Origin of the sequence: Xanthomonas sp. DAR 35659 (genome assembly GCF_041242975.1) — a bacterium.
Taxonomy (GTDB): domain Bacteria; phylum Pseudomonadota; class Gammaproteobacteria; order Xanthomonadales; family Xanthomonadaceae; genus Xanthomonas_A; species Xanthomonas_A medicagonis.
Genome location: NZ_CP162488.1, coordinates 1464438 through 1488061, shown reverse-complemented (window position 1 = coordinate 1488061; position 23624 = coordinate 1464438). Strand labels below are relative to the sequence as shown.

20 protein-coding genes are annotated in these 23624 nt (G+C 69.7%); 9 read left to right on the top strand and 11 right to left on the bottom strand.

Annotated elements, in window-relative coordinates; genetic code table 11:
- Nucleotides 1–68 precede the first annotated feature (68 nt).
- Nucleotides 69–446, bottom strand: a complete 378-nt coding sequence (locus tag AB3X07_RS06350) for a winged helix-turn-helix transcriptional regulator (protein ID WP_369943592.1) — start codon at nt 444–446, stop codon at nt 69–71.
- Between the two features lie 97 nt (nt 447–543).
- On the opposite strand from AB3X07_RS06350, the gene AB3X07_RS06345 reads away from it, so the two are divergent.
- Together AB3X07_RS06345 and AB3X07_RS06340 are read left to right on the top strand one after the other, a co-directional pair.
- Entirely contained in the window at nt 544–1293 is a 750-nt protein-coding gene (locus AB3X07_RS06345; RefSeq protein WP_369943591.1) for an SDR family NAD(P)-dependent oxidoreductase, read from the top strand.
- Between the two features lie 262 nt (nt 1294–1555).
- A complete protein-coding gene (locus tag AB3X07_RS06340) occupies nt 1556–1864 on the top strand; it encodes a PsiF family protein (RefSeq protein WP_369943590.1) in 309 nt (102 codons plus the stop codon).
- A 182-nt stretch (nt 1865–2046) separates the two neighbouring features.
- Here the strand turns inward: AB3X07_RS06340 and AB3X07_RS06335 are convergent, their stop codons facing one another.
- Nucleotides 2047–3096 carry a sterol desaturase family protein gene (locus AB3X07_RS06335; protein WP_369943589.1) on the bottom strand — a complete coding sequence of 350 codons (1050 nt, stop codon included), beginning with the start codon at nt 3094–3096 and terminating at the stop codon, nt 2047–2049.
- A 349-nt stretch (nt 3097–3445) separates the two neighbouring features.
- Nucleotides 3446–4732 (bottom strand): O-acetylhomoserine aminocarboxypropyltransferase/cysteine synthase family protein, encoded by a 1287-nt coding sequence (locus AB3X07_RS06330; RefSeq protein ID WP_369943588.1) that lies wholly within the window; start codon nt 4730–4732, stop codon nt 3446–3448.
- A gap of 186 nt (nt 4733–4918) precedes the next feature.
- Here AB3X07_RS06330 and AB3X07_RS06325 point away from each other — a divergent pair, with 186 nt between their 5' ends.
- Nucleotides 4919–5665, top strand: coding sequence for a hypothetical protein (locus AB3X07_RS06325; RefSeq protein ID WP_369943587.1), 747 nt, complete (start codon nt 4919–4921; stop codon nt 5663–5665).
- Between the two features lie 65 nt (nt 5666–5730).
- Here the strand turns inward: AB3X07_RS06325 and AB3X07_RS06320 are convergent, their stop codons facing one another.
- Together AB3X07_RS06320 and clpB are read right to left on the bottom strand one after the other, a co-directional pair.
- Complete coding sequence (locus AB3X07_RS06320) at nt 5731–6390, bottom strand: HAD-IA family hydrolase (protein WP_369943586.1); 660 nt, start codon at nt 6388–6390, stop codon at nt 5731–5733.
- Entirely contained in the window at nt 6390–8975 is a 2586-nt protein-coding gene (clpB, locus tag AB3X07_RS06315; RefSeq protein WP_369943585.1) for an ATP-dependent chaperone ClpB, read from the bottom strand. The genes AB3X07_RS06320 and clpB overlap by 1 nt, the downstream gene beginning before the upstream one ends.
- A gap of 332 nt (nt 8976–9307) precedes the next feature.
- Between clpB and AB3X07_RS06310 the strand changes: the two genes are divergently transcribed.
- Together AB3X07_RS06310 and AB3X07_RS06305 are read left to right on the top strand one after the other, a co-directional pair.
- Entirely contained in the window at nt 9308–10012 is a 705-nt protein-coding gene (locus AB3X07_RS06310; RefSeq protein WP_369943584.1) for a glutathione S-transferase, read from the top strand.
- A gap of 357 nt (nt 10013–10369) precedes the next feature.
- Entirely contained in the window at nt 10370–11293 is a 924-nt protein-coding gene (locus AB3X07_RS06305; RefSeq protein WP_369938742.1) for an IS110 family transposase, read from the top strand.
- A 62-nt stretch (nt 11294–11355) separates the two neighbouring features.
- On the opposite strand, the gene AB3X07_RS06300 is transcribed toward AB3X07_RS06305, so the two are convergent.
- From AB3X07_RS06300 to AB3X07_RS06280, 5 genes are all read right to left on the bottom strand, one after another.
- The gene (locus AB3X07_RS06300) at nt 11356–12189 is read right to left on the bottom strand and encodes a DUF3014 domain-containing protein (RefSeq protein WP_369943583.1); all 834 of its coding nucleotides are present in this window, start codon (nt 12187–12189) and stop codon (nt 11356–11358) included.
- 141 nt (nt 12190–12330) lie between these two features.
- Nucleotides 12331–13530: a lysozyme inhibitor LprI family protein gene (locus tag AB3X07_RS06295; RefSeq protein WP_369943582.1), complete on the bottom strand. Its 1200-nt coding sequence runs from the start codon at nt 13528–13530 to the stop codon at nt 12331–12333.
- Between the two features lie 48 nt (nt 13531–13578).
- On the bottom strand, nt 13579–15177 hold the full coding sequence (locus AB3X07_RS06290) for a hypothetical protein (protein WP_369943580.1): 1599 nt from the start codon (nt 15175–15177) through the stop codon (nt 13579–13581).
- Between the two features lie 107 nt (nt 15178–15284).
- Nucleotides 15285–15704: a GNAT family N-acetyltransferase gene (locus tag AB3X07_RS06285; protein ID WP_369943579.1), complete on the bottom strand. Its 420-nt coding sequence runs from the start codon at nt 15702–15704 to the stop codon at nt 15285–15287.
- A 103-nt stretch (nt 15705–15807) separates the two neighbouring features.
- On the bottom strand, nt 15808–16287 hold the full coding sequence (locus tag AB3X07_RS06280) for a DUF3574 domain-containing protein (RefSeq protein ID WP_369943578.1): 480 nt from the start codon (nt 16285–16287) through the stop codon (nt 15808–15810).
- Between the two features lie 239 nt (nt 16288–16526).
- Between AB3X07_RS06280 and AB3X07_RS06275 the strand changes: the two genes are divergently transcribed.
- The 4 genes from AB3X07_RS06275 (at nt 16527) to otsA (ending at nt 23121) form a co-directional block, all read left to right on the top strand.
- Nucleotides 16527–18965 carry a TonB-dependent receptor plug domain-containing protein gene (locus AB3X07_RS06275; RefSeq protein WP_369943577.1) on the top strand — a complete coding sequence of 813 codons (2439 nt, stop codon included), beginning with the start codon at nt 16527–16529 and terminating at the stop codon, nt 18963–18965.
- A gap of 175 nt (nt 18966–19140) precedes the next feature.
- Nucleotides 19141–19893: a trehalose-phosphatase gene (gene otsB / locus AB3X07_RS06270; RefSeq protein ID WP_369943576.1), complete on the top strand. Its 753-nt coding sequence runs from the start codon at nt 19141–19143 to the stop codon at nt 19891–19893.
- A gap of 85 nt (nt 19894–19978) precedes the next feature.
- Nucleotides 19979–21760, top strand: a complete 1782-nt coding sequence (locus AB3X07_RS06265; protein ID WP_369943575.1) for a glycoside hydrolase family 15 protein — start codon at nt 19979–19981, stop codon at nt 21758–21760.
- Nucleotides 21757–23121, top strand: a complete 1365-nt coding sequence (otsA, locus tag AB3X07_RS06260) for an alpha,alpha-trehalose-phosphate synthase (UDP-forming) (protein ID WP_369943574.1) — start codon at nt 21757–21759, stop codon at nt 23119–23121. Before AB3X07_RS06265 ends, otsA begins: the two co-directional genes overlap by 4 nt.
- A 157-nt stretch (nt 23122–23278) precedes the next feature.
- On the opposite strand, the gene AB3X07_RS06255 is transcribed toward otsA, so the two are convergent.
- A complete protein-coding gene (locus AB3X07_RS06255; protein ID WP_369943573.1) occupies nt 23279–23623 on the bottom strand; it encodes a hypothetical protein in 345 nt (114 codons plus the stop codon).
- Between the last annotated feature and the right edge of the window lies 1 nt (nt 23624).

The window sequence follows — 23624 nt, the reverse complement described above, 5'->3', positions numbered from 1 at the left end:
GACTGTCCGCGCGGCCAGGCGCATGCGTCAGGGCCATGCACCGCCGCGATCGGCCATGCCATCGGCGATCAGGCATGCGCCTTTGACTTGGACTCGACGACGGCGGACGCGCGACGCTCGCTGATGCGCTCGACCATCTGCATGTGCTGCGTGCCCCACTCGCACAGCCCTTTCAGCGCCGCCGCCAGGGACTGCCCGAACGGCGTCAGCGAGTACTCGACCCTGGGCGGGATCTCCTGGAAGTCGATGCGCGCGACGATCAGATCGCGTTCCAGCTCCTTGAGCTGCTGGATCAGCACCTTGTCGGTCACCCCGCCGATGGCACGCCGCAACTCGCCGTAGCGGTGAACGTTCATCGCCAGGTTGTAGAGAATCAGCGGCTTCCACTTGCCGCCGAGCACGGACAGCGCGGCCTCGAGACCGCAATTGAAGGTGGTTTTCGCCATGATCCGATCGCTCCGAATGCACTTACCAAATGGTGCATACTATTCAAAATAATAGCTCGGATCTAGAGTGGCGCCTCCCCATTCTCTGGAGCGCAGCATGAGCAGGCTCAACGGCAAGATTGCAGTGGTCACCGGCGGCAACAGCGGCATCGGTCTGGCAAGCGCGATTCGCTTCGCGGCCGAAGGCGCACAGGTCGTCATCGTCGGGCGTCGGCAGGAGGAACTGGACAAGGCGCTGCGCCTGATCGGCGCCGACGCCATCGCCATTCAGGGCGACATTTCGAAGCTGGACGATCTGGACCGCGTCTTCGCCCAGATCCAGGCCGAAAAGGGCCGCATCGATGTGCTGTTCGCCAATGCCGGGCTGGGCGACTTCCTGCCGCTGGGCGCGATCACCGAGGAATCGTTCGACCGCACCTTCGGCATCAACGTCAAGGGCACCCTGTTCACCGTGCAAAAGGCCTTGCCGCTGATGCGCGCCGGCGGTTCGGTGATCCTCACCGGCTCGACCGCCGGCAGCACCGGCACGCCGGCCTTCAGCGTGTACAGCGCCAGCAAGGCCGCGCTGCGCAATTTCGCCAGGACCTGGGCGCTGGACCTGAAGGGCACCGGCATCCGTGTCAACGTGCTGTCGCCGGGACCGATCACGACGCCGGGCCTGGACACCGCGCTGTCCGGCACCGGCCAGCAGGACGCGATCCTCGCCGACATGACCGCGCAATTGCCGCTGGGTCGCATCGGCCGTGCGGAGGAAGTGGCGGCCACGGCACTGTTCCTGGCCTCGGACGAGAGCAGCTTCATGACCGGCAGCGAAGTGTTCGTGGACGGCGGCCTCGCCCAGGTCTGAGCCTGGCGCGCGTTCGTCGGTGGGCGAGCGTGCGCGAGCGGCGGCGCCCGTGCGCGAGCGGCGGCCGCCTCTTCGTCGCGGCGGCGAACGCGCCACGGCCGCCCGGCGTGTTGACCGCGATGCGCGAACGCGCCCGAGCCGGGCAGCCGCCCCGCGCCGATGCTTCCGGGCGACGCCTGCATTGACGAGTCCGCGGACCGTGTCACGGTTTGGTCAGATCCGCAGGCGCAGGATGCGCGCATCACCCGCCCGGAGCAGCGCCATGACCCGTTCCCTCCCGCTCGCCATGTACCTGCTGCTGAGCCTGAGCGCCGCGCCGTTGCTGGCCGATGCCGCCACCAAGCCGCAGACCGCGCAGCAGTCGCTGATGGCCCAATGCTCGGCACAGAACAAGGGCAAGAAGGGCGATGAATACAAGAGCGCGCAGAAGGCCTGCCTCAGCGGCAACGCGGCGCCGGCCTCCGGCAACGCTGCGCAGCAGCGGATGAAGGACTGCAATGCCAAGGCCGCCACGCAGAAACTGCAGGGCGACGCGCGCAAGACCTTCATGAGCGGCTGCCTGAAGAAGTGAGCGCCGTAAGCCCCTCTCCCCCCGGGAGAGGGGTTGGGGTGAGGGGACGACAGCCCGCGAAGCCGGCAAGACCGGCATTGCGCCGTTTTAGAAGCGGCTTGAGCCGTGGCGGGCATCCCGAGGAAGGTCGGTCGCGGCTGAAGCCGCTCCTACAAAATCCCCGACCCCGCCTCCCGGGCTTTTCAGCAGCCGAATGGCTGATCATCCCCGCCTCTCGCATGATCCACCGGGATCGGCGCATAGTCCTCGCCGAACGCGACCTCGCCCGGCGTCCATCCGGAACGCCGCCGCACCGCGCCCCAGAAGCGCTTGAGCCCTTCCCACTGCAACGCGACCAGGCCCAGTTCGTTGTCGCGGTCCACCATCGGATCGCCGACGCCGGTGGGCCGAACCGGCTCGCCGTACAGCGCGGTGCCGAACAGCACGTCCCAGACCGCGAACACCTGGCCGAAATTGCAGTTGTGCAGGTTCGGCCGCTGCGGATCCACGCGCATGTGGTGCAGGCGGTGGAACGGCGGATCGACCAGGAGCTTGTTGAGCACCGGGCCAAAGCCGAAACGCACGTTGGCGTGCGACAGGTTCTGCACCAGTTCGCCGAGCAGCATCAGCCAGGCGAACGCGTCGGCCTCGATGCCGAAGACAATGCCCACCGCGGCCAGCACGAATGACTGCAGCATGCCGTCCAGGTAGTTGCTGCGGTCGTTGGCCCAGCAACTGAGCTGGCGCTGGCTGTGGTGCATGCTGTGCATCGCCCACCACCACGGCAGCCAGTGCTGGATCCGGTGCATCCAGTAGTAGGTGAAGTCGTAGGCCAGGTAGTACAGCGCGAACAAGGCCAGCGGATGCCGGTCCAGCCATGGCCAGGCGTGGCGCAGGCCGGACGCCGGCGCCGCCGTGGCGCCCGCATCGGCGCCGCCCAGTGCGTTGACCAGCGGGGTCAGGATCAGGAACGAGAACAACGGGAACACGCCGACCAGCATCAGCCAGGTGTAGTGGAAGTCGATCCGTGCCAGGCGCCGGTGCTCCCAGCGCTCGGCCGGCCACAGACTTTCCAGCGGGCGGAACAGCACGCCGATGGCGCACAGTTGCAGCGCGGCGATCAGCAGCGACGCGGCGATCGCGCGCGGATCGTCGCTGAGCCCGGTCAGGTGCAGCGCCGCCAGCAGCGGCGCCACCCCATGCTCGGCCACCGCGGCGACGACGACAGACCAGGCCTGCGCGATGGACGACATGAAAACGGCTCCTGGCCTGCGGTCACGACGCCGCCGGCACGATTGCCGGGCATCCGGGCGTGTCGTCCATCCCCGCGCGGCGCGTCGGCAGCGACGCTGCGCCGGAACCTGGCAGGCCACCGGCCGGCGCCGCGCGGCGCGACCCGACCGCCCAGTCTGGCGCTACGCCACTCACCGCCCGCCGCCGGACTCCCAACCCCCGACGCACCCCGCCCGAAGATGGACGACACGCCTCAGCGTGCCGACCGATCCTTTCGCCTGCCTGTCCGCCGGCGTGTACTCGCGATCGACAGCGATCGTCTGGGCAGCGGCGTGCAGCGCGCCGCCGCCGCGCATGGAGCGGGCGGGATCAGGCCTGCGCCAGTGCCTGGCGCAGGTCGGCGAGCAGGTCGTCGATGTGCTCGATGCCCACCGACAGCCGCACCGTGTCCTCGCTGACCCCGCTGCGCTCCAGTTCCTGCGGCGACAGTTGGCGATGCGTGGTCGAGGCGGGATGCGTGGCCAACGACTTGGCGTCGCCGATGTTCACCAGCCGGGTGAACAACTGCAGCGCGTCGAGGAAACGCGCGCCGGCGGCGCGCCCGCCGCGCAGGCCGAAGGTCAGCACGCCCGAGCCCTGCCCGCGCAGGTACTTCTGCGCCAGCGCATGTTCCGGATGCCCGGGCAGGCCGGCGTAGTTGACCCACTCCACCTTGGCCTCCTCCTGCAGGTGCCGGGCGATCGCCAGCGCGTTCTGGTTGATCCGGTCCATGCGCAACGGCAGCGTCTCGATGCCTTGCAGGAGTTGGAAGGCATTGAACGGCGACAGCGCCGCGCCGGTGTTGCGCAGCGGCACCACCCGCGCGCGGCCGATGTACGCCGCCTCGCCCAGCGCCTCGGTGTAGACCACGCCGTGGTAGCTCACGTCCGGTTCGTTGAGGCGGCGGAAGCGCTGCGCGTGCGCGGCCCATGGAAAGCGCCCGGAATCGACGATCGCCCCACCCAGGCTGGTGCCGTGCCCGCCCAGATACTTGGTCAGCGAATGCACCACGATGTCGGCGCCGAAGTCGAACGGCCGCAGCAGGTACGGCGTGGGCACGGTGTTGTCGACGATCAGCGGCACGCCATGCGCGTGCGCGACCGCGGCCACCGCCTCCAGGTCGGTGACGTTGCCGCGCGGGTTGCCGATCGACTCGACGAAGATCGCCTTGGTGCGCGCGTCGATCAGCCCGGCGAACGCGTCCGGATCGCGATAGTCGGCGAAACGGGTGTCGATGCCCGACAACGGCAGCGTATGCGCGAACAGGTTGTAGGTGCCGCCGTACAGCGCGCTCGAGGAGACGATGTTGTCGCCGGCCTCGGCGATGGTCTGGATCGCGTAGGTCACCGCGGCCTGCCCGGAGGCCACCGCCAGCGCGCCGATGCCGCCTTCCAGCGCGGCGACGCGCTGCTCCAGCACGTCGGTGGTGGGGTTCATGATGCGGCTGTAGATGTTGCCCTGCACCTTCAGGTCGAACAGGTCGGCACCGTGCTGGGTGTCGTCGAAGGCGTAGGCCACGGTCTGGTAGATCGGCACCGCCACCGCGCGGGTGGTCGGATCGGGGCGATAGCCGCCGTGCACGGCGATGGTTTCCAGCTTCCAGTTGGGGTCGGACATGGGCGGGTCTCGGCAAGAGGAGCCGATGACGATAGCGCCCCGCGTGCCGGCGAATGCAAACCTGCGGTTATGAGGCCATGCCGCCGGGTTGTCAGCGGCTTCGCGAACGGGCGGTCGCGAGGCCGAGCGACCGCGCCGGCTCGGGTGCCCCGTATGATGGTCCGGTCCGCTCGCAGGTCGCCGCCGATGAAACACGTCCTCCGCCCGCTCTGGCTGTGCTTGCTGCTCCCGCCCGCATGCGCGCGGGCCGCGCCGCCGCCGTACGCGATGGAACAGTGGAGCCAGCCCTACACCTGCGAGGCACAGCACCAGCGCTATCTCGCCGACCCCGAACACGCCGCCAGCGTGTCCGCGCACGTCCTGATGCAACGCTATCTCGGCGTGCTCGACGAGGTGATCGCCGGCGATGAGGCCGCCCTGACATTCGCCCATCTCTGCGATCGGCTCGACCTCGATTTCTATTCCGGCATGCTGCCGCCGCCCTACGCCGAACCGTGGTATCCCTCGCCGCCGCCACCGGTCGGCAACCTCTTCGTTGCTTCCGTCGACGCTGCCGGTACGGCGTTCACGCAAGAGGTCGAAGCGAAGTACTTGCCCAAGGAGGCGTCGCTCTCGCTTTCCATCAGGTCACAGGAGGATGCACCCGTGGCCGCGGGGAGCGGACTGGGCTACCGCTATCGCGACATGGGCGACGCCTGCCCGCTGCGGCTCGGGCAGTTGGCCGACAGGCTGGCCGCCGCGGGGTTCTCGAAAGAGTACTACGCCGTGGAGCCGCCGCCGCCGCAACACGCCGACACCGACTATGGCGTCAGCGCCAGCTTCCAGCGTGGCGACCTTGCCGTGGGCGCCACACTGCAAGGCACGTTCGCTGCGCAACGCGCCCACCCCGAGGCGGCGTGCGTGGCAGGCATCACACTGTCCGTGGAGAAATAGGCGCTCGCCCTGCCGCCGGATGGAACGCCGAACTCGGCGCGCCGATCCGGTAGCGGCATGCAGGCTCAATCGTCGCCGAGCGCACCATGGGCGAGCAGCCAGGCGCGCAACGCCTCGGCATCGACATAGCGCTCGGCGCGCAGGCCCAGGGCACGCGCCGCTTCGACGTTGATCGCCGCATCGTCGACGAACAAGGCCGCGTCCGCCGCCACGCCGAGCTGCGCCAGCGCATGCGCGAAGATCGCCGGCTCCGGTTTGATCGCGCCGACCTCGCTGGAGTTCACCACCGCATCGAACGCATCGGCGATGCCGAGCGCTTCCAGGTCGTGCTGCAGGCGCGAGGTGGCGTTGCTCAGCAACACCACCGGCATGCGCCGACGCACTTCCCGCAGCAGCGCCAGCACCGGCGGGTTGAGGAGCGCCGCCGCCGGCGCGGACCATGCGGCGACCAGCGCGACGGCGTCCGCATCCGGCGCCAGCGCCTTGATGCGCGCGGCCACCTCGGCCCGCCAGTGCGTGTCGCTGGTCGTCCCGCGGATCGCCGGCTCCAGCAGCGCCGGCGCGAACGCCACCGCGCGCAAGCTGCCGGGCGGCACGCCGTGCGCTCGCTCCAGTTCCGCGTCGTCGTCGGGCCACAGCCGCAGCACGCCGTCCATGTCGATCAACAACGCGCGCGCCGCAGGCGCGGCGGTGCGCGCCTGCGGCGTCGGCGTGACGGAATCCATCACGCCTTCTCGAACACCAGCTTGCCGCCCTCGGCCTCGACCTTGATGGTGTCGCCGCTGAGGAACTGGCCGGACAGGATCTGCTGCGCCAGCGGGTTCTCCAGCTGCGACTGGATCGCGCGCTTCAGCGGCCGCGCGCCGTACACCGGGTCGAAGCCGACGTTGCCGAGCAGCTCCAGCGCGCGCGCGCCCAGTTCGATCTTCAGCCCGCGCTCGGCCAGGCGCTTTTCCAGGCCGTGCAGCTGGATGCGCGCGATCGAGGTGATCTGCGCCTTGTCCAGCGGATGGAACACCACGATGTCGTCCAGACGGTTGATGAACTCCGGGCGGAAATGCGCCTGCACCACGCCCATCACCGCCGCCTTCATCTGCGTGTAGGCCTCGGCGCTGCCGTCGCCGGACAGCTCCTGGATCTGGTGCGAGCCCAGGTTGGAGGTCATCACGATGACGGTGTTGCGGAAGTCCACGGTGCGGCCCTGGCCGTCGGTGAGGCGGCCGTCGTCGAGCACCTGCAGCAGGATGTTGAACACGTCGCTGTGCGCCTTCTCGACCTCGTCGAGCAGGATCAGCGAGTACGACCGGCGCCGCACCGCCTCGGTGAGGTAGCCGCCTTCCTCGTAACCGACGTAGCCCGGAGGCGCGCCGATCAGCCGCGCCACCGAATGCTTCTCCATGAACTCGCTCATGTCGATGCGGATCATCGCCTCGCTGCTGTCGAACAGGAACTCGGCCAGCGCCTTGCACAGCTCGGTCTTGCCGACGCCAGTCGGGCCGAGGAACAGAAACGAGCCGCTGGGCCGGTTCGGGTCGGACAGGCCGGCGCGCGAGCGGCGCACCGCGTCGGACACCACCTTGATCGCCTCTTCCTGGCCGACCACGCGCCGGTGCAGTTCGTCCTCCATGCGCAGCAGCTTGTCGCGCTCGCCCTCGAGCATCTTGTTGACCGGGATGCCGGTCCAGCGCGACACCACCTCGGCGATCTCTTCGGCGGTGACGCGGTCCTGCACCAGCTTGAAGTCGTGCTGTTCGGCCTCGTTGGCCGCGGCCAGCTGCTTCTCCAGGTTCGGCAGCAGGCCGTACTGGATCTCGCTCATCTTGGCGTAGTCCTGGCGCCGCTGCGCCGCCTCCAGCTCGACCCGCGCCTGCTCGATCTGCTCCTTGATCCGGGTCGCGCCCTGCAGCGCCGCCTTCTCCGACTTCCAGACCTCGTCCAGGTCGGAAAACTCGCGCTCGAGCTTGTCGATGTCGCTTTCCAGGTCGGCCAGGCGCTGCCGCGAGGCCTCGTCCTTCTCCTTCTTCAGCATCTCGCGCTGGATCTTGAGCTGAATCAGGCGCCGCTCCAGGCGGTCCAGTTCCTCCGGCTTGGAGTCGATCTCCATGCGGATGCGGCTGGCCGCCTCGTCCATCAGGTCGATGGCCTTGTCCGGCAGCTGGCGGTCGGTGATGTAGCGGTTGGACAGGGTGGCCGCGGCGACGATCGCCGGGTCGGTGATCTCCACGCCGTGGTGCACCGCGTAGCGCTCCTTGAGCCCGCGCAGGATGGCGATGGTGTCCTCCACCGTCGGCTCGCCGACGAACACCTTCTGGAAGCGCCGCTCCAGCGCCGCGTCCTTCTCGATGTACTTGCGGTACTCGTCCAGGGTGGTGGCGCCGATGCAGTGCAGCTCGCCGCGCGCCAGCGCCGGCTTGAGCATGTTGCCCGCGTCCATGGCGCCATCGGCCTTGCCGGCGCCGACCATGGTGTGCAGTTCGTCGATGAACAGGATGATCTGGCCTTCGTTCTTGGACAGGTCGTTGAGCACGCCCTTGAGCCGCTCCTCGAACTCGCCGCGGAACTTGGCGCCGGCGATCAGCGCGCCCATGTCAAGCGACAGCACGCGCTTGCCGCGCAGGCCTTCCGGCACCTCGCCGTTGACGATGCGCTGGGCCAGGCCCTCGACGATGGCGGTCTTGCCGACGCCGGGCTCGCCGATCAGCACCGGGTTGTTCTTGGTGCGCCGCTGCAGCACCTGGATGGTGCGGCGGATTTCCTCGTCGCGGCCGATCACCGGATCGAGCTTGCCGCTCTCGGCGCGCGCGGTGAGGTCGATGGTGTACTTCTCCAGCGCCTGGCGCTGTTCCTCGGCGTTCTCCGACTGCACGGTCTCGCCGCCGCGCAGCTTGTCGATGGCGGCCTCGAGCTTCTTCTTGTCGGCGCCGGCGGCGCGCAGCGCCAGGCCCAGCGCACCGCCGTCGTCGGCGGCGGCCAGCACGAACCACTCGCTGGCGATGAACTGGTCGTTGTGCTGCTGCGCCAGCTTGTCGGTCTGGTTGAGCAGGCGACTGAGGTCGTTGCCCATCGACAGGTTGCCGGGCTGGCCGCTGACCTTGGGCAGCTTGTCCAGCGCCTCGCCGAGGCGCTCGCGCAGCACCGGTACGTTGACGCCGGCCTGCGCCAGCAGCGGCCGGGTGCTGCCGCCGGCTTGGTCGAGAAGCGCCACGAACACGTGCACCGGCTCGATGATGGTGTGGTCGCGGCCCACGGCCAGCGACTGCGCGTCGGCCAGGGCCTGCTGGAAGCGCGAGGTGAGCTTGTCCATCCGCATCGGGAAGTTCCTCTGAATGAAGGGCCGGCCGCGCCGGCATGCTAGTCAGATGCGGTTGCCGCGGCATGTTTCAAGGCCGCCTGGGCGCCTGTATCCCGCTGCGACGGGCGGATCGACGACTCCGCGGGCGGCGGCCACGGGTGACGGCGAAACGCGAACCGGCGCCACGCGGGCCATCCCAAGCCGCGCGGTACCGCCCCGCAAGAGGACTGCGCCGGCGGCATCGGCCGTCCGCTCCCCGGCCTGTCGCGTCCGGTCGCATTGCGGTCACACGCCGCTACCGGTGCGCCGCCTACGCTCGGCGGTTCCGATCCATCCGCACAGGAGCCGCCATGCACTACGACCTCTATTACTGGACCGGCATCCAGGGCCGCGGCGAGTTCGTGCGGCTGGCGCTGGAGGATGCCGGCGCGGCCTACCGCGACGTCGCCCGCGAGGAAGGCGACGCGGTCATGCAGCCCTTCCTCGACGGCGAGCAGCCGGGCGCGCGGCCGTTCGCGCCGCCGTTCCTGAAGGCCGGGCGGCTGGTGATCGCGCAGGTCGCCAACATCCTGCACTCCCTGGGCCCCTCGCTGGGACTGGTGCCGGACAGCGAGTCGCGGCGCCTGCAGGCGCTGCAATTGCAGCTCACCATCGCCGACCTGGTGACCGAGATCCACGACAGCCACCACCCCATCGGCAGCGCGCTGTACTACGAGGACCAGCAGCCGGAGGCGCGGCGCCGCGCCGAGGACCTGCGCAGGCAGCGGCTGCCCAAGTTCCTCGGCTACTTCGAACAGGTGATGCGCCAGGGCGGCGGCCGCCATGCATTGCGCGAACACTCGTACGTGGACCTGTCGCTGTTCCAACTGATGAGCGGGCTGGACTACGCGTTCCCTGCCGCCATGAAGAAGCTCTCGCCGAAGCTGCCGCAACTGCGCGCGCTGCAGCAGCGGGTGTCCGAACGTCCAGCCATCGCGGCGTACCTGGCGTCGGAGCGGCGCCTGCCGTTCAACGACAACGGCGTCTTCCGCCATTACCCGGAGTTGGATGGGTGAGCGCTGCTGCAGCACTGAGGCATGGACGCAAGATCGCGCACGTTCGCCGTCATGCGCCGCCTCGTTGAGGCTTGATCGATGCAGGAGCGGCTTCAGCCGCGACAGCTGCTCCGGATGAACCTTGTCGCGGCTGAAGCCGCTTGTGTCAAAAGAGGGTCTATCGTTGAAGGTGAGAGCGGGGTGCGGCAGGCCGTTAAGCCGCAGTGCCAAGCGAGCACGAGTAGGAGTCAGTGCCGCCGCACCCCGGTTCTCCTGCCTGACAAGCCCGAACAGTTGCCTGAGCCGGGAGCTCGAACATCACAAGCCTGGGCATTGGCAGGAGCGCTCTCGACCCTAAGTCTACTGCGGAGAACGTCTATGCGGCGCTTTGTCGGGATCGATGTTGCCAAGGCCGAACTGGTCATTCATGTGCTGCCGGACGGACTGGCCTGGACCCAGCCCAACACGCCGCAAGGGCGCGTTGAGCTGGTCCAGCGTCTGGCGAGGCTGGAGTGCGAACGGATCGTGCTGGAAGCCAGCGGCGGCTACGAACATGAGGTGCTGCGGACGCTGCGGCAGGCCAACCTGCCGGCGGTGCGGATGTGTGCGCAGCGCCCACGTGCGTTGGCCAAGGCGCTGGGCATCAAGGCCAAGACCGACGCCCTGGACGCGCGTCTGTTGGCCGTGACAGCCCAAGCCATTGTGGCCCCCCCGACGGACGTGTTGCCCGAGCACCTGCAGCACCTGCGCGAACTGCTGGATCTGCGCAATGCTCTGGTCGGCCAGCACGACGCCCTGCGGCGGCGTCTGGAGCACATCACCAGCCCGGAGGTGCGGCGCCACTGCCAGGAAGCGATCGACCTACTGAAGCGGCAGAGCGATGCGCTGAAGCGAGACCTTCAGCAGCAGGCCGACGCGTGTTCGACCCTGCCCAAGGTGCCGGGGCTGGGGCCGATCCTGCGCGCCACCCTGGCCGCACGCCTGCCGGAACTGGGAACGCTGCCGCCGCGCAAGCTGGCCGCCCTGGTCGGGCTGGCGCCGTTCAATCACGACAGCGGCCGCTGGCAAGGCCAGCGCCGCATCAAAGGCGGGCGCAGCGACGTGCGCCGCGCGCTGTACATGGCCACCTGGGCCAGCATCCGCGCCAAATCCCCCTTGGCCCAAACCTATGCGCGCCTGCAAGCGGCCGGCAAACCGGCCAAGGTCGCCATCGTCGCCTGCATGCACAAGTACCTACGCTGGCTCAATGCCATCGCGCGCGATCAGGCTTCTTACGCGCCTCCCGTCATCGCTGCTGCATGACAGTTGACTCCTACAAAGGCGAGCGGTGCGCCTCGCTTGTCCCTACCGTCTCGCACGACCGCTCAGGTCCGCGTCAGCGCCACACGGATCGCCTGCAATTGCTTGCGCACCGCCTCGTCCTGCGCCGGTCCCAGCCGCAGCAGCGCCTTCTGCCCCACCGACAGCGACTCCAGCGCCGGATCGACGAAGCGGTACTTGCCGGTGCGCGCATCCAGCACCACCGCCGGCGCGGCCACGGCCGGCGGCGCCTGCAGCAGATGGTCGATCACCTGCACCAGGCGGTCGTTGAAGTAGCCCTGCGGATAGCCCAGTTCCACGTAGGCCTGCTGGAACAAGGGATAGAACCGCCGATACGCGGCGACGATGGCGTCGGCATCGGCGTGGGTGAAGGCCTGCACGTAGGGCGCGTAGCGCTGCGCGTTGGCCTCGGCGATGGTGCTGGCGCCGGCGGCGTCGGTGGTCAGCGACAACTGCCCGGGCACCGGCTTCAGCGCCAGGCTGCGCGCAGCGACGCGACGCTGCGGCAGGTTGTCGATCATGGTCACCGCGCGCTGGATCAGGTGGTCGCGGAGCAGCAGCGCCAGTGGCGCGTCGCCGCCGGCCAGCCCCGCCAGGGCATCCCAGGCGGCGGCGTCGCTGTCGGCCAGCGCCGGGATCGCCGCGTCGGCGGCGGCGGGATCGATCGGATGCTGGATCGGTGGCGCACCCGACGCGCTCGACGCAGGCGGTGGAGGCGGCGGTGCCGGGGGTGGCGTAGCGGCCGGCGCCACTGCGACGGGCGCAGGCGCGGCGCCAGGCAGCAACGCGCTCAGGTTGTCGCGGAACAGCCACACCGCGGCAGCGCCGACCAGCACAGCGACCAGGATCCAGGGCCAGAACGACTGACGCGGCTGCATGGTGTCCGGTTCTCCGTTGAACAGTGGCAGGTGTGACCACCGCGCCCGCCGACGGTTCCAACACGGGACGGTCGGCGTTCAGCCTCGACGCGCGGTGCCACCGCACGCAGGCCGTGCGCCACTGGGGCGTGTCCCCACTCTCTAGCCAGTGGCCCCTTCGCCGAAGGCGATGCGCGCCTCCACCCAATCGGCCACGATGGCCGCGGCGACGTGCTCGGCCTGCGCCTGCGGCATCGCCTTGTGTTCGACCAGCCAGCGCGCCGTCGCCGCGCGCGCTGACTGCAAGGCCGACAGCGCCGCCTCGCGATCCGCTGGCGGCCAACGCGCCGCATCGTGCCAGCCGGCGATCGCCGCTGCCGGGTCGCGCCGGGGTTCCGCGTCTTGCGGCCGCTGCAGAAACAGCGATGGCGACTGCGTGGCCTGCAAGGAGAGCACGCGCCATCCTGCGAAATCCGCATAGCGCATCGAGCCGGCCTCCTCGGAGGCCTTCTCGATCAGACTGGCGAATGCCTGATAAAGCTGTTTCCACGCCGGCTGATCGAACAGGCCCGGCTGCGGCGCGCAGATCGGGGCATCGAGATCGCGGCTGGACCCGTACAACGGCCCCATCGCGTCGTAAGCGGCCTTGCCCTGTTGTGCGAACACGAAACAATGCACGTAGGCACGCGCGTCAGGACGCGTGCTGGCGTCCACACGGTAGCCGCTGCGTTCGATCCACAGCCGCAGCAGGGTCAGATCGCGCGCTTCCGCGGCGTGTCGATCGGCTGGCTCGGCAGTGTCGAGCATTCCGGCAGCCACCGGATCCAGCCGGCGTAACGTGTCGCTGGCAGCGACGAAGCGCGCACGCGCCTCGGACGCCCCGACCCCGGCCGCCGGCACGAAGCGATGCAGGTACACCAGCCATGCCGAGGCCAGGCCGCCGTCGTAGGTGCGCAACTGCGCGGCAGCGGCGGCCGGAGCGCTCGGAATGCGCGCGACGACGGCGTCGAAGCGCGCCGCCGCGAGCGCGAATTCCGCATCCAACGCCTTCTCGCGCGCCTCGATCCTGCGCTCCAGGCAGTCGCCGGGATCGGGTTCGGCCAGGCACTGCCCGCGCTGCGCCAACCACGCCTGTTGCGCGCCACGCGCCTGCGCCCGCTGCGCGCTAGGCACCACCGCGAGCAAGTCCGCGTAGCGTTGCGCCAAGGCTTCGTCCGGCGCAGCCAGGCGCTTGTCGCTGCACAGCAAGCGCTCGACCGCAGTGGCGGCCTTGGCGCAGTCGAACGACACCGCCCCGGCCTGCGGCAACCACCCCAGCGCGATCGCCAGCACCAGCCCCCGCCCCATTCCGCTCCTGCGCATGCGCATCTCCTGCTGCTGGCCGCTGTTCTCGGCGCGCAGTATCGCCCATCACTCCACCAGCACCGCACGCGGTTTCTGCAGCGACAACAGCCCCAGCAGCGCGGCCAGCGCCAGGTAGCCGCCGGCGAACTGCCAGGCGATCAGCTTGGGCAGGCCGCTCAGCGTCCACGGCAGGTAGATGCCGCCGCGCGGATCCACCGAGTGGATCAGGCCGAACAGGGTCAGCCCGGCCGCCACCAGCAGGAACGCCGCGGCGCGGCGCATGCGCCCGTCCACCATCGCCGCCACCGCCGCGGTCCACAGCATCGCGGTGATGATGAAGCCATTGCCCAGGGTGAAGATCACCGCCAGTTCCGGCAGCCCGTGGCCGTCCAGCGCGGTGGTCAATGCGGCCAGCTTGTCCGGCGGGATCCAGCCGGGCGCCTTGATCGCCAGCAGGTAGGCCACCGATGGCAGGAAGCCCAGCACCATCGCCCCGGCATGGCGCTTGGGCGTGGCCTGGAACGCCTGGGTGGTGATGTCGATGGCCACGTACACGATGATCGGCGCCAGCACCGCCAGCGGCAGCCATTGCACCAGCCCGGCGACCAGGCCGAGCATGCCGCCCAGGCCGATGAACAACCCGGTCAGCAGCGTATAGCCGCTGCGCGCGCCCATGTGCTTGTACGCGGGCTGGCCGATGTACGGCGTGGTCTGGGCGACGCCGCCGCAGACGCCGGCGACCAGGGTCGCCACCGCCTCGACCAGCAGGATGTCGCGGGTGCGGTAGTCGTCGCCGGCGGCGCGCGCGCTCTCGCTGACGTTGATGCCACCGACCACCATCAACAGGCCGAACGGCAGCAGCAGCGGCAGCAGCGGCACGGTGTCGGCCAGGCCGGCGACGAAGCCCAGGCTCGGCCATGGCAGCACCAGGTGCGGCGCCACCCACTGCGGCGCCTGGTAGCCGGGGATGCCGAACCCGGCCGCGTTCGACCAGTAGTACAGGCCGGTGCCGAGTACCAGCGCCACGGGCACCCCCGGCAGTCCGTACGGCAAGCGGCCCTTGGCGATCAGCACGTACAGCAGCAGGCCCAGCACGAGCAGGCCCACCAGCGGCGCGCGCAAGGTTTCCAGCAATGGCAGGAAGCCCATCAGCACCAGCGCGATGCCGGCGATCGAGCCGAGCAGCGCCGCGCGCGGCAAGGCGCGGGTGACCGCATCGCCGAAGAACGACAGCACGGTCTTCAGCAGCCCCATCACCACCAGCGCGGCCATGCCCAGGTGCCAGGTGGCGATCGCCGCGGCCTGCGGGTCCAGGCCTTGCTGCTTGTAGCGCACGAAGGCCGGACCGAGCACCAGCAAGGCCATGCCGATGCTGGTCGGCGCGTCCAGGCCCAGCGGCATCGCGGTGACGTCGCTGCGCCCGCTGCGCGCGGCCAGCCGCCGCGCCATCCAGGTGTACAGCAGGTTGCCGATCAGCACGCCGAACGCGGTGCCGGGAATCATCCGCGTGTAGATCACCTCGGCCGGGAACTGGAACAGGCCGACCAGGGCCAGGGTGATGAAGCCGAGGATCGACAGGTTGTCGACCACCAGGCCGAAGAAGCCGTTGAGATCGCCGGCGACGAACCAGCGCGGGCGCGACGAGGAAGGAGCGGTGCTGGGCATGCGGGCGATGGCGGCGTGGGGTGTGAAGGGATGGTAATGGAAGCACCGCGGCCGGATTGGCGCGCGTGCGGGGATGCAGCATCCCGGCCGGCGCCGCCGCGGCGCGGCTACAGCGGCAGATGCAGGAACTGATTGAACGCGCTCGGCACGTAATCGCCGAATGCCGGTCCGTTGCGGAAGCCCCGGCGGCGATACAGCGCCAGCGCCGCATCGAACGCGGCACCGCTGCCGGTCTCCAGACTCAGCCGCTGCAGCCCCTCGGCGCGGGCGACCGCGATGACGTGTTCGAGCAGAGCGGCGGCCGCGCCCTGGCGCAGGAACGCCGGATGCGTGCGCATCGACTTGAGTTCGCCGCCACCGTCGTCCAGCACGCGCAGCGCGCCGACCGCGGCCAGCGCGTCGTCGCGCCACACGCTCCATACGCGCACCCGCGGCTGGCGCAGGCCGGACAGATCCAGCGCGTACACGCTGCCCGGCGGCGACTGCGCATGCATCTGCTGCAGGTGGTACTCCAGGAGCCCACGCACCGCCGGATCATCCAAGTCCCCTGGTCTGATCGCGAACGCCCCGGCACTCACCGCAGCGACACGCTCTTGCGATTCCCCATTCCCCATTCCCCAATCCCGGCCATCAAAACGACACGTCCACCGCCTGCCGCGCCCACAGCACCGACTGGTGCCCGGTAGCCTGCTTCCACGCCAGCCGGATCGCCTCGATGTCGGCGCGGCGCTGCGGGGTGTCCTCGTGCAGGATCACCAGCACCTTGGTGTTGAGCCGGTTCGGCTCCTTGGCGCCGCGGAACAGCCATTGGCCGTAGGCATCGAACACGGTCAGGCCGTCGGGAAAGCGCGGGGTCACTTCCTTGTCCAGGAACGCGCGCCAGCGCGCGGCGCTGATCGGCTCGGCCTGCGGCCGGTCGGCCGGGCCGCTCTCCTCGCCCACGCCGAAGTACAGCTCGCTGCGCACCCAGCCGCTGGCCTGCGCGGGCCGCGCGGCATCGCCCTGCAGCGTGGCGCTGGCCGCGGCCGGCGCGGTGCCGGTGGACGGCGCCACGCTGGCGCAGGCGCTCAGGGCCAGGAGGGCGGCAAGCAGGGGGGCACGCAGCAGCATCGGCAGGATCTCGCAACGGAAGGGAACGAAGGGACACGATGGTAGGCGACGGCGGCAATACGCCGCCGATAACCGCCGGGCATGAGGTCATGCCGAACGGAACGGAGGTACCGCGCGGCGTCGCGTTAACGCTAAGATAATATATCGCTTCATCCGGATGGATGCAGCAAGCACGCCACGCACCGCCCCCACCGCGCGTGCGGCGGCCTTCATGGTCACCGTTTCAGGAGAGAACCCCCATGCCGACCCCGTTCGCCAAGCCGCTGAGCCTGGCCATCGCGCTCGCCCTGTCCGCCCCGGCCGTGGCGCAGCAGGCCGAGCCCGCCACCGCGACCAACCTGGACACGGTGATCGTCACCGGCACCCGCGCCAGCGGCCGCACCGTGCTCGAGTCCACCGCGCCGGTGGACGTGCTCAGCGCCGAGGACATCCGCAAGGCCGGCGTGGTCAACGGCGAGCTGGGCAGCGCGCTGCAGGCGCTGCTGCCGTCGTTCAACTTCCCGCGCCAGTCGAACTCCGGCGGCGCCGACCACATCCGCGCCGCGCAGCTGCGCGGGCTCTCGCCGGACCAGGTGCTGGTGCTGGTCAACGGCAAGCGCCGCCACACCTCGGCGCTGGTCAACACCGACAGCAAGATCGGCAAGGGCACCACCCCGGTCGACTTCAACGCGATCCCGGTCAGCGCGATCAAGCGCATCGAAGTGCTGCGCGACGGCGCCGGCGCGCAATACGGCTCGGACGCGGTGGCCGGGGTGATCAACGTGATCCTCGACGACGATCCGGACAGCGGCGCGCTGGAGGCCAGCTTCGGCGCCAACCACACCGACGTGAAGCCGATCGACCGCACCGTCACCGACGGCCAGACCAGCTACGCCAGCGCCAAGGTCGGCACCCGCCTGGGCGAGGACGGCGGCTTCTTCAAGGTCGGCCTGGAACTGAAGAACCGCGAGGGCACCAACCGCGCCGGCTACGACCAGATCCCGCCGTTCGAGGCGCAGACCCCGGCCAACCTGGCGCTGGCCGGCAAGCGCAACTACGTGCTCGGCGACGGCGCCAGCAAGGACCTCAACGCCTGGATCAACGGCAAGCTGCCGTTCGGCCAGACCAGCGAGTTCTACTTCTTCGGCACCTACAACCAGCGCGACACGCAGGGCGCCAACTATTTCCGCTACCCCGACAGCGACGCCAACTGGACCGAGGTCTATCCGAACGGCTACCGGCCGGTGTCGCTGGGCGAGAACCGCGATCTGCAGGGCGTGGCCGGCACGCGCGGCCAGTGGGGCGAATGGGCCTACGACGCCAGCGTCGACTACGGCCGCAACGATTTCACCTACCGGTTGAAGGACTCGCTCAACGCCTCGCTCGGCCCGGGCAGCCCGACCCGCTTCAAGACCGGCGACTACGCCTTCGAGCAGAGCGTGGCCAACCTGGACCTGAGCCGCAGCTTCGACGCCGCCGGCGCCAGCCACACCGTCGGCAGCGGCGTGGAGTTCCGCCGCGAGCACTACCGCACCCGCCCCGGCGACCCGGCCAGCTACGCCGCCGGCCCCTACACCGGCCGGCCCACCGGCGCCCAGGCCGGCGGCGGGCTGACCCCGCAGGACGCGGCCGACCTGTCGCGCAACGTCGCCAGCGTCTACGCCAGCCTGTCCAGCCAGTTCGGCGACAAGTTCTCCACCGACCTGGCCGCGCGCTACGAGCACTACCAGGACTTCGGCGGCGAACTGACCGGCAAGCTGGCCGCGCGCTACGAATTCGTGCCCGCGTTCGCGCTGCGCGGCGCGATCTCCAACAGCTTCCATGCGCCGTCGCTGAGCCAGATCGGCTACGAGGCCACCTCCACCGGCTACGATGCCGCCGGCCAACTGCTGCAGGGCCGGCTGCTGTCGGTCAACAACCCGATCGCGCAGGCCTTGGGCGCGCGCGACCTCAAGCCGGAAAAATCGGTGAACTACAGCCTCGGCTTCACCAGCCGCATCGGCGACCACTTCGACCTGTCGCTGGACCTGTTCCAGATCGACATCGACGACCGCATCGCGCTGTCCGAGGACATCAATGGCGATGCGCTGACCGCGTTCGTGGCGCAGAACTTCGGCGTCGCCGGGCTGCAGAGCGCCAGCTTCTTCGTCAACGCCGCCGACACCCGCACCCGCGGCGCCGAACTGGTCAGCAACTGGCGGCAGGCGCTGGGCAACGGCCAGTTGCAGCTGACCGGCACCTGGAGCTACGCCAAGACCGAGTTGAAGAACGTCGTCGCCACGCCGGCGCAACTGCTGGCGTTGAATCCGGACTACGTGCTGTTCGGCGTGGAGGAGAGCAACACCCTGACCGACGCCGCACCGCGCACCCGCGCCCAGTTCGCCGCGAATTGGAGCAACGACCGCTGGGCGCTGCAGACTCGGGTCAGCCGCTACGGCAGCGCCACCCGCGTATTCGATTTCGGCGACGGCTACGTGCCGCGGCAGACCTACGGCGCCGAGTGGCAACTCGACGCCGAGGTCGAGTACCGCATCACCCCGCAATGGAGCGTGGCGCTGGGCGGGCAGAACCTCACCGACAACTACTCCGACCGCTCCAACACCGACATCTACTACTTCGGCAACCTGCCCTACGACGTGCTGTCGCCGATCGGCAGCAATGGCGCTTATTACTACGGACGAGTGCGGTACACCTTCTGACGAAGGTGTTGGGAATGGGGAAACGGGAATGGGGAATGGGAAAAAGCCACAGCCAGAGCCAGCCGTCTGGCGTTGGCTCTCGCTTTGCTCTTCCTATTCCCCTTTCTCTATTCCCCATTCCCGGGCCCCCGACCAATCCACCTAGTGCTAACGCTGTCTCGTTCATCATGACCCGATGGCAGACGCGCCCCCCCTCCGACCGCCGCCGCCGCGCCTGGACGATGCCTGCGCATTGTTCCTGGACGTGGACGGCACCCTCATCGCCTTCGCCGACCGTCCCGACGGCGTGCACCTGCTGCCGGAGGTGCGCGAGGCGATCGGCCGCATCAGCGATCGCCTGCACGGCGCGCTGGCCCTGGTCAGCGGCCGCCCGCTGGCGCAACTGGACGCACTGTTCGCGCCGCTGCGGCTGCCCGCCGCCGGCCTGCACGGCCATGAGCTGCGCAGCGACGGCAATGCGCGCGCGGCGATGCCCGCCGACACCTCGCAGTGGCTGCACGGTCTGCACCAGCGCGCCGCGCACCTGCGCCAGGCGCATCCCGGCGTGCTGATCGAGGACAAGGGCGCCAGCGTGGCGCTGCACTGGCGCGCCGCGCCGGCCGCCGGCGACCACGTCCTGGCCTTCGCCCGCGAACAGATCGACGCGCTGCCCGGCTACCGCCTGCAACCCGGCGACCACGTGGTCGAGTTCGTGCCCGAGGGCAGCGACAAGGGCCAGGCGGTGACCACGCTGCTGCGGCAGCCGCCGTTCCAGGGCCGGCGCCCGGTGTTCGTCGGCGACGACCTCACCGACGAATTCGGTTTCGCCGCGGCCAACCGCGCCGGCGGCTGGAGCGTGCTGGTCGGCACCCGCGCCGACAGCGCGGCGACCTTCGCCCTGCCCGATACACACGGCGTGCACGCATGGTTGCGCGACAACGCCGCATGAGCACCGTGCGCGCCGGCCGGTCGGCGCAGGCCGCCACCGCCGCGCGCGCTCCTTCTCCCTCCCAGCACAAGGACCCGCCCGCTCCATGAGCTCCCCCACTCTCGACCTCGGCGTCATCGGCAACGGCAGCTTCGGTGCGTTGGTCGACAAACGGGCCCGCGTGGTGTGGAGCTGCCTGCCGGCCTTCGACGGCGACCCGGCGTTCTGCGCCCTGCTGTCCCCGCGCGACCACGTCGGCGGCGACTTCAGCATCGAGCTGGAGGATTTCGCCGACAGCGAGCAGCACTACCTGGCCAACACCGCGATCCTGCGCACCGTGCTGCGCGACGCGCACGGCGGCGCGGTGGAAGTGATCGATTTCGCGCCGCGCTGGCGCAACCACGGCCGCTTCTACCGGCCGGTGAGCATCATCCGCCAGGTGCGTCCGCTGTCGGGCAACCCGCGCATCCGCGTGCTGGCGCGGCCGCTGGCCGACTGGGGCGCACGCAAGCCGGAGAGCACCTGGGGCAGCAACCACGTGCGCTGGCTGCTGCCGGACTTCACCCTGCGCCTGACCACCGACGTGCCGGTGCGCTTCATCCGTGACGAGCTGCCGTTCGTGCTCAACCACCCGGTCAACCTGATGCTGGGCGTGGACGAATCGCTGACCCGCTCGCTGACCGGCTACATCCAGGAAGCGCAGGAGCGCACCGAGGAATACTGGCGCGAGTGGGTGCGCTACCTGTCGGTGCCGCTGGACTGGCAGGACGCGGTGATCCGCAGCGCGATCACCCTGAAGCTGTGCCAGTACGAGGACAGCGGCGCGATCATCGCCGCGATGACCACCTCCATCCCGGAAGCGCCGGACACCCCGCGCAACTGGGACTACCGCTACTGCTGGCTGCGCGACGCCGCCTTCGTGGTGCGCGCGCTGAACCGGCTCGGCGCCACCCGCACCATGGAGCAGTTCCTCGGCTACATCTTCAACATCGCCACCACCGACGGCAGCCTGCAGCCGCTGTACGGCATCGGGTTCGAGGCGGCGCTGGAGGAACACGAGGTCGAATCGCTGGCCGGCTACCGCGGCATGGGCCCGGTGCGGCGCGGCAACCTGGCCTGGATCCAGAAGCAACACGACGTCTACGGCAGCGTGGTGCTGGCCTCCACCCAACTGTTCTTCGACCTGCGCCTGAAGGACCCCGGCGACACCGACACCTTCCTGCGCCTGGAGCCGCTGGGCGAACGCGCCTTCGCGCTGCACGACGTGCCCGATGCCGGCCTGTGGGAGTTCCGCGGCCGCGCCGAGGTGCACACCTACACCAGCGCGATGTGCTGGGCCGCCTGCGACCGCCTGGCCAAGATCGCCGCGCGGCTGGGCCTGGACGACCGCGTGGCGTACTGGCGCGAGCGCGCCGACAGCATCCACGCGCGGGTGCTGGCAGAGGCGTGGAGCGCCGAGCGCGGCCACTTCACCGATACCTTCAACGGCCACCGGCTGGACGCCTCGCTGCTGTTGCTGGCCGACATCGGCTTCATCGCCCCGGACGATCCGCGCTTCGTCGCCACGGTCGAGGCGATCGGCCGCGACCTCAAGCACGGCGACGCGCTGTACCGCTACGTGGCGCCGGACGACTTCGGCGAGCCGGAGACCAGCTTCACCATCTGCACGTTCTGGTACATCGACGCGCTGGCCGCGATCGGCCGCAAGGACGAGGCGCGCGAGCTGTTCGAACGCATCCTCGCCCGCCGCAACCACCTGGGCCTGCTGTCGGAGGATCTGGCCTTCGACAACGGCGAGGCCTGGGGCAATTTCCCGCAGACCTATTCGCATGTCGGCCTGATCATCGCCGCCATGCGCTTGTCGCGTAGCTGGCAGGAGGCATCATGAGCAGACTGGTGGTGGTATCCAACCGCGTGGCGCTGCCCGGCGAGAACCGCGCCGGCGGGCTGGCGGTGGGCTTGCTGGCGGCGCTGAAGGAGCGCGGCGGCGTGTGGTTCGGCTGGAGCGGCAAGACCGTGCGCGGCGACAGCGGCGCCATGCACGAGCAGACCCAGGGCGACATCCGCTTCGTCACCATGGACCTCAACCGCGCCGACCTGGACGCGTACTACAACGGCTTCGCCAACCGCACGCTGTGGCCGCTGCTGCACTTCCGCCTGGACCTGGTCGACTACGACCGCGCCACCCGCGAAGGCTACCGTCGGGTCAACGCGATGTTCGCCGAGAAGCTGGCGCCGTTGCTGCGCGACGACGACACGGTGTGGATCCACGACTACCACCTGATCCCGCTGGCCTCGCTGCTGCGCGAGCGCGGCATCGGCTGCCGCATCGGCTTCTTCCTGCACGTGCCGTTCCCCTCGGCCGACCTGATCCAGGCCTTGCCGGATCATGCGCGGCTGTTCTCCGGCTTCTATGCTTACGACCTGGTCGGCTTCCAGACCCAGCGCGACGTGGACCGCTTCCAGGCCTACGTGCGCCTGTTCGGCGGCGGCAAGGTGATCAAGGACGGGGTGCTGGAAGCGCCCGGCGGGCGCCGCTTCCGCGCCGAGAAGTTCCCGATCGGCATCGACACCGAACTGATCGCGCAGCAGGCGCGCGCGGCGGTCTCCAAGCCGGCGGTGCGCGACCTGCGCAGCAGCCTGCGCGATCGCCAGTTGGCGATCGGCGTGGACCGACTGGACTATTCCAAGGGCCTGCCCGAACGCTTCCTCGGCTTCGAGCGCTATCTGGAACGGCATCCCGATCAACGCGGCAGCCTGACCTACCTGCAGATCGCGCCGGTCTCGCGCGGCGACGTCGCCGAGTACAAGCAGCTGCGCAACCAGCTCGAGCAGATCGCCGGCCACATCAACGGCGGCCACGCCGAGCCGGACTGGACGCCGCTGCGCTACGTTAATCGCAACTTCACCCACGCCACCCTGACCGGCTTCTACCGCGCCGCGCAGGTCGGGCTGGTGACGCCGTTGCGTGACGGCATGAACCTGGTCGCGAAGGAATACGTGGCCGCGCAGGATCCGGAGAATCCCGGTGTGCTGGTGCTGTCGCTGCTGGCCGGCGCCGCCGACGAACTGAAGGAAGCGCTACTGGTCAACCCGCACGACCTGGACGGCGTCGCCGACGCCATCGCCACCGCCGCCTCGCTGCCCAAGACCAAGCGCATCGAACGCTGGCAGACGATGATGGACCACCTGCGCAAGAACGACATCGGCGTGTGGCGGCAGCGCTACCTGCAGGCGCTGGAAAGGTAAGGCCACGGCGTCGGCGCGCATGGCCACGCGCGCCGATCCTCCATCGATCGCCACACCCTCGCGCACGCCACGGTTCGACCACGACCTGGGCCGGATTGCCGTGCCGGTGGTCGTGCGCGCGGCGTGGTCGCCCAGGCACGCCCGACGGCTTGCGCGACTACTGCCCGCCCACGTCCGGCATCAACACCACGAACGGCGCGCAGGCGGCTTGCGCGCATCCGAGCATCCGCGCCTGGTCGCCGTCGCGCCAGGTGCTGGTGCCCGCCGCATTGATCTCGAACTCCCACACCCGCCCCTGCGCGCGCAGGCGGCCCTTGATCGCACAGGGCAACCAGTCGAAGTCGTGCAGCTCGCCCTCGCGCAATTCCCTGCTCAGGCCGAAGAAGGCTTCCGCCTGCGCCTTGTCGAGCGACCAGGCGCTGCACATCGCCTCCTCCTTGGCCAGCCTGGCGGCTCCCTGCGCGGGTTGGTAGACCGCCTTGGAAATCTCCAGAACGGTCACG

What these genes read in the sequence shown, in the direction of transcription:
- AB3X07_RS06350 (WP_369943592.1), bottom strand. Translation starts at nt 446, where the DNA reads ATGGCGAAAACCACCTTCAATTGCGGTCTCGAGGCCGCGCTGTCCGTG.
- AB3X07_RS06345 (WP_369943591.1), top strand. Translation starts at nt 544, where the DNA reads ATGAGCAGGCTCAACGGCAAGATTGCAGTGGTCACCGGCGGCAACAGC.
- AB3X07_RS06340 (WP_369943590.1), top strand. Translation starts at nt 1,556, where the DNA reads ATGACCCGTTCCCTCCCGCTCGCCATGTACCTGCTGCTGAGCCTGAGC.
- AB3X07_RS06335 (WP_369943589.1), bottom strand. Translation starts at nt 3,096, where the DNA reads ATGTCGTCCATCGCGCAGGCCTGGTCTGTCGTCGTCGCCGCGGTGGCC.
- AB3X07_RS06330 (WP_369943588.1), bottom strand. Translation starts at nt 4,732, where the DNA reads ATGTCCGACCCCAACTGGAAGCTGGAAACCATCGCCGTGCACGGCGGC.
- AB3X07_RS06325 (WP_369943587.1), top strand. Translation starts at nt 4,919, where the DNA reads ATGAAACACGTCCTCCGCCCGCTCTGGCTGTGCTTGCTGCTCCCGCCC.
- AB3X07_RS06320 (WP_369943586.1), bottom strand. Translation starts at nt 6,390, where the DNA reads ATGGATTCCGTCACGCCGACGCCGCAGGCGCGCACCGCCGCGCCTGCG.
- clpB (WP_369943585.1), bottom strand. Translation starts at nt 8,975, where the DNA reads ATGCGGATGGACAAGCTCACCTCGCGCTTCCAGCAGGCCCTGGCCGAC.
- AB3X07_RS06310 (WP_369943584.1), top strand. Translation starts at nt 9,308, where the DNA reads ATGCACTACGACCTCTATTACTGGACCGGCATCCAGGGCCGCGGCGAG.
- AB3X07_RS06305 (WP_369938742.1), top strand. Translation starts at nt 10,370, where the DNA reads ATGCGGCGCTTTGTCGGGATCGATGTTGCCAAGGCCGAACTGGTCATT.
- AB3X07_RS06300 (WP_369943583.1), bottom strand. Translation starts at nt 12,189, where the DNA reads ATGCAGCCGCGTCAGTCGTTCTGGCCCTGGATCCTGGTCGCTGTGCTG.
- AB3X07_RS06295 (WP_369943582.1), bottom strand. Translation starts at nt 13,530, where the DNA reads ATGCGCAGGAGCGGAATGGGGCGGGGGCTGGTGCTGGCGATCGCGCTG.
- AB3X07_RS06290 (WP_369943580.1), bottom strand. Translation starts at nt 15,177, where the DNA reads ATGCCCAGCACCGCTCCTTCCTCGTCGCGCCCGCGCTGGTTCGTCGCC.
- AB3X07_RS06280 (WP_369943578.1), bottom strand. Translation starts at nt 16,287, where the DNA reads ATGCTGCTGCGTGCCCCCCTGCTTGCCGCCCTCCTGGCCCTGAGCGCC.
- AB3X07_RS06275 (WP_369943577.1), top strand. Translation starts at nt 16,527, where the DNA reads ATGCCGACCCCGTTCGCCAAGCCGCTGAGCCTGGCCATCGCGCTCGCC.
- otsB (WP_369943576.1), top strand. Translation starts at nt 19,141, where the DNA reads ATGGCAGACGCGCCCCCCCTCCGACCGCCGCCGCCGCGCCTGGACGAT.
- AB3X07_RS06265 (WP_369943575.1), top strand. Translation starts at nt 19,979, where the DNA reads ATGAGCTCCCCCACTCTCGACCTCGGCGTCATCGGCAACGGCAGCTTC.
- otsA (WP_369943574.1), top strand. Translation starts at nt 21,757, where the DNA reads ATGAGCAGACTGGTGGTGGTATCCAACCGCGTGGCGCTGCCCGGCGAG.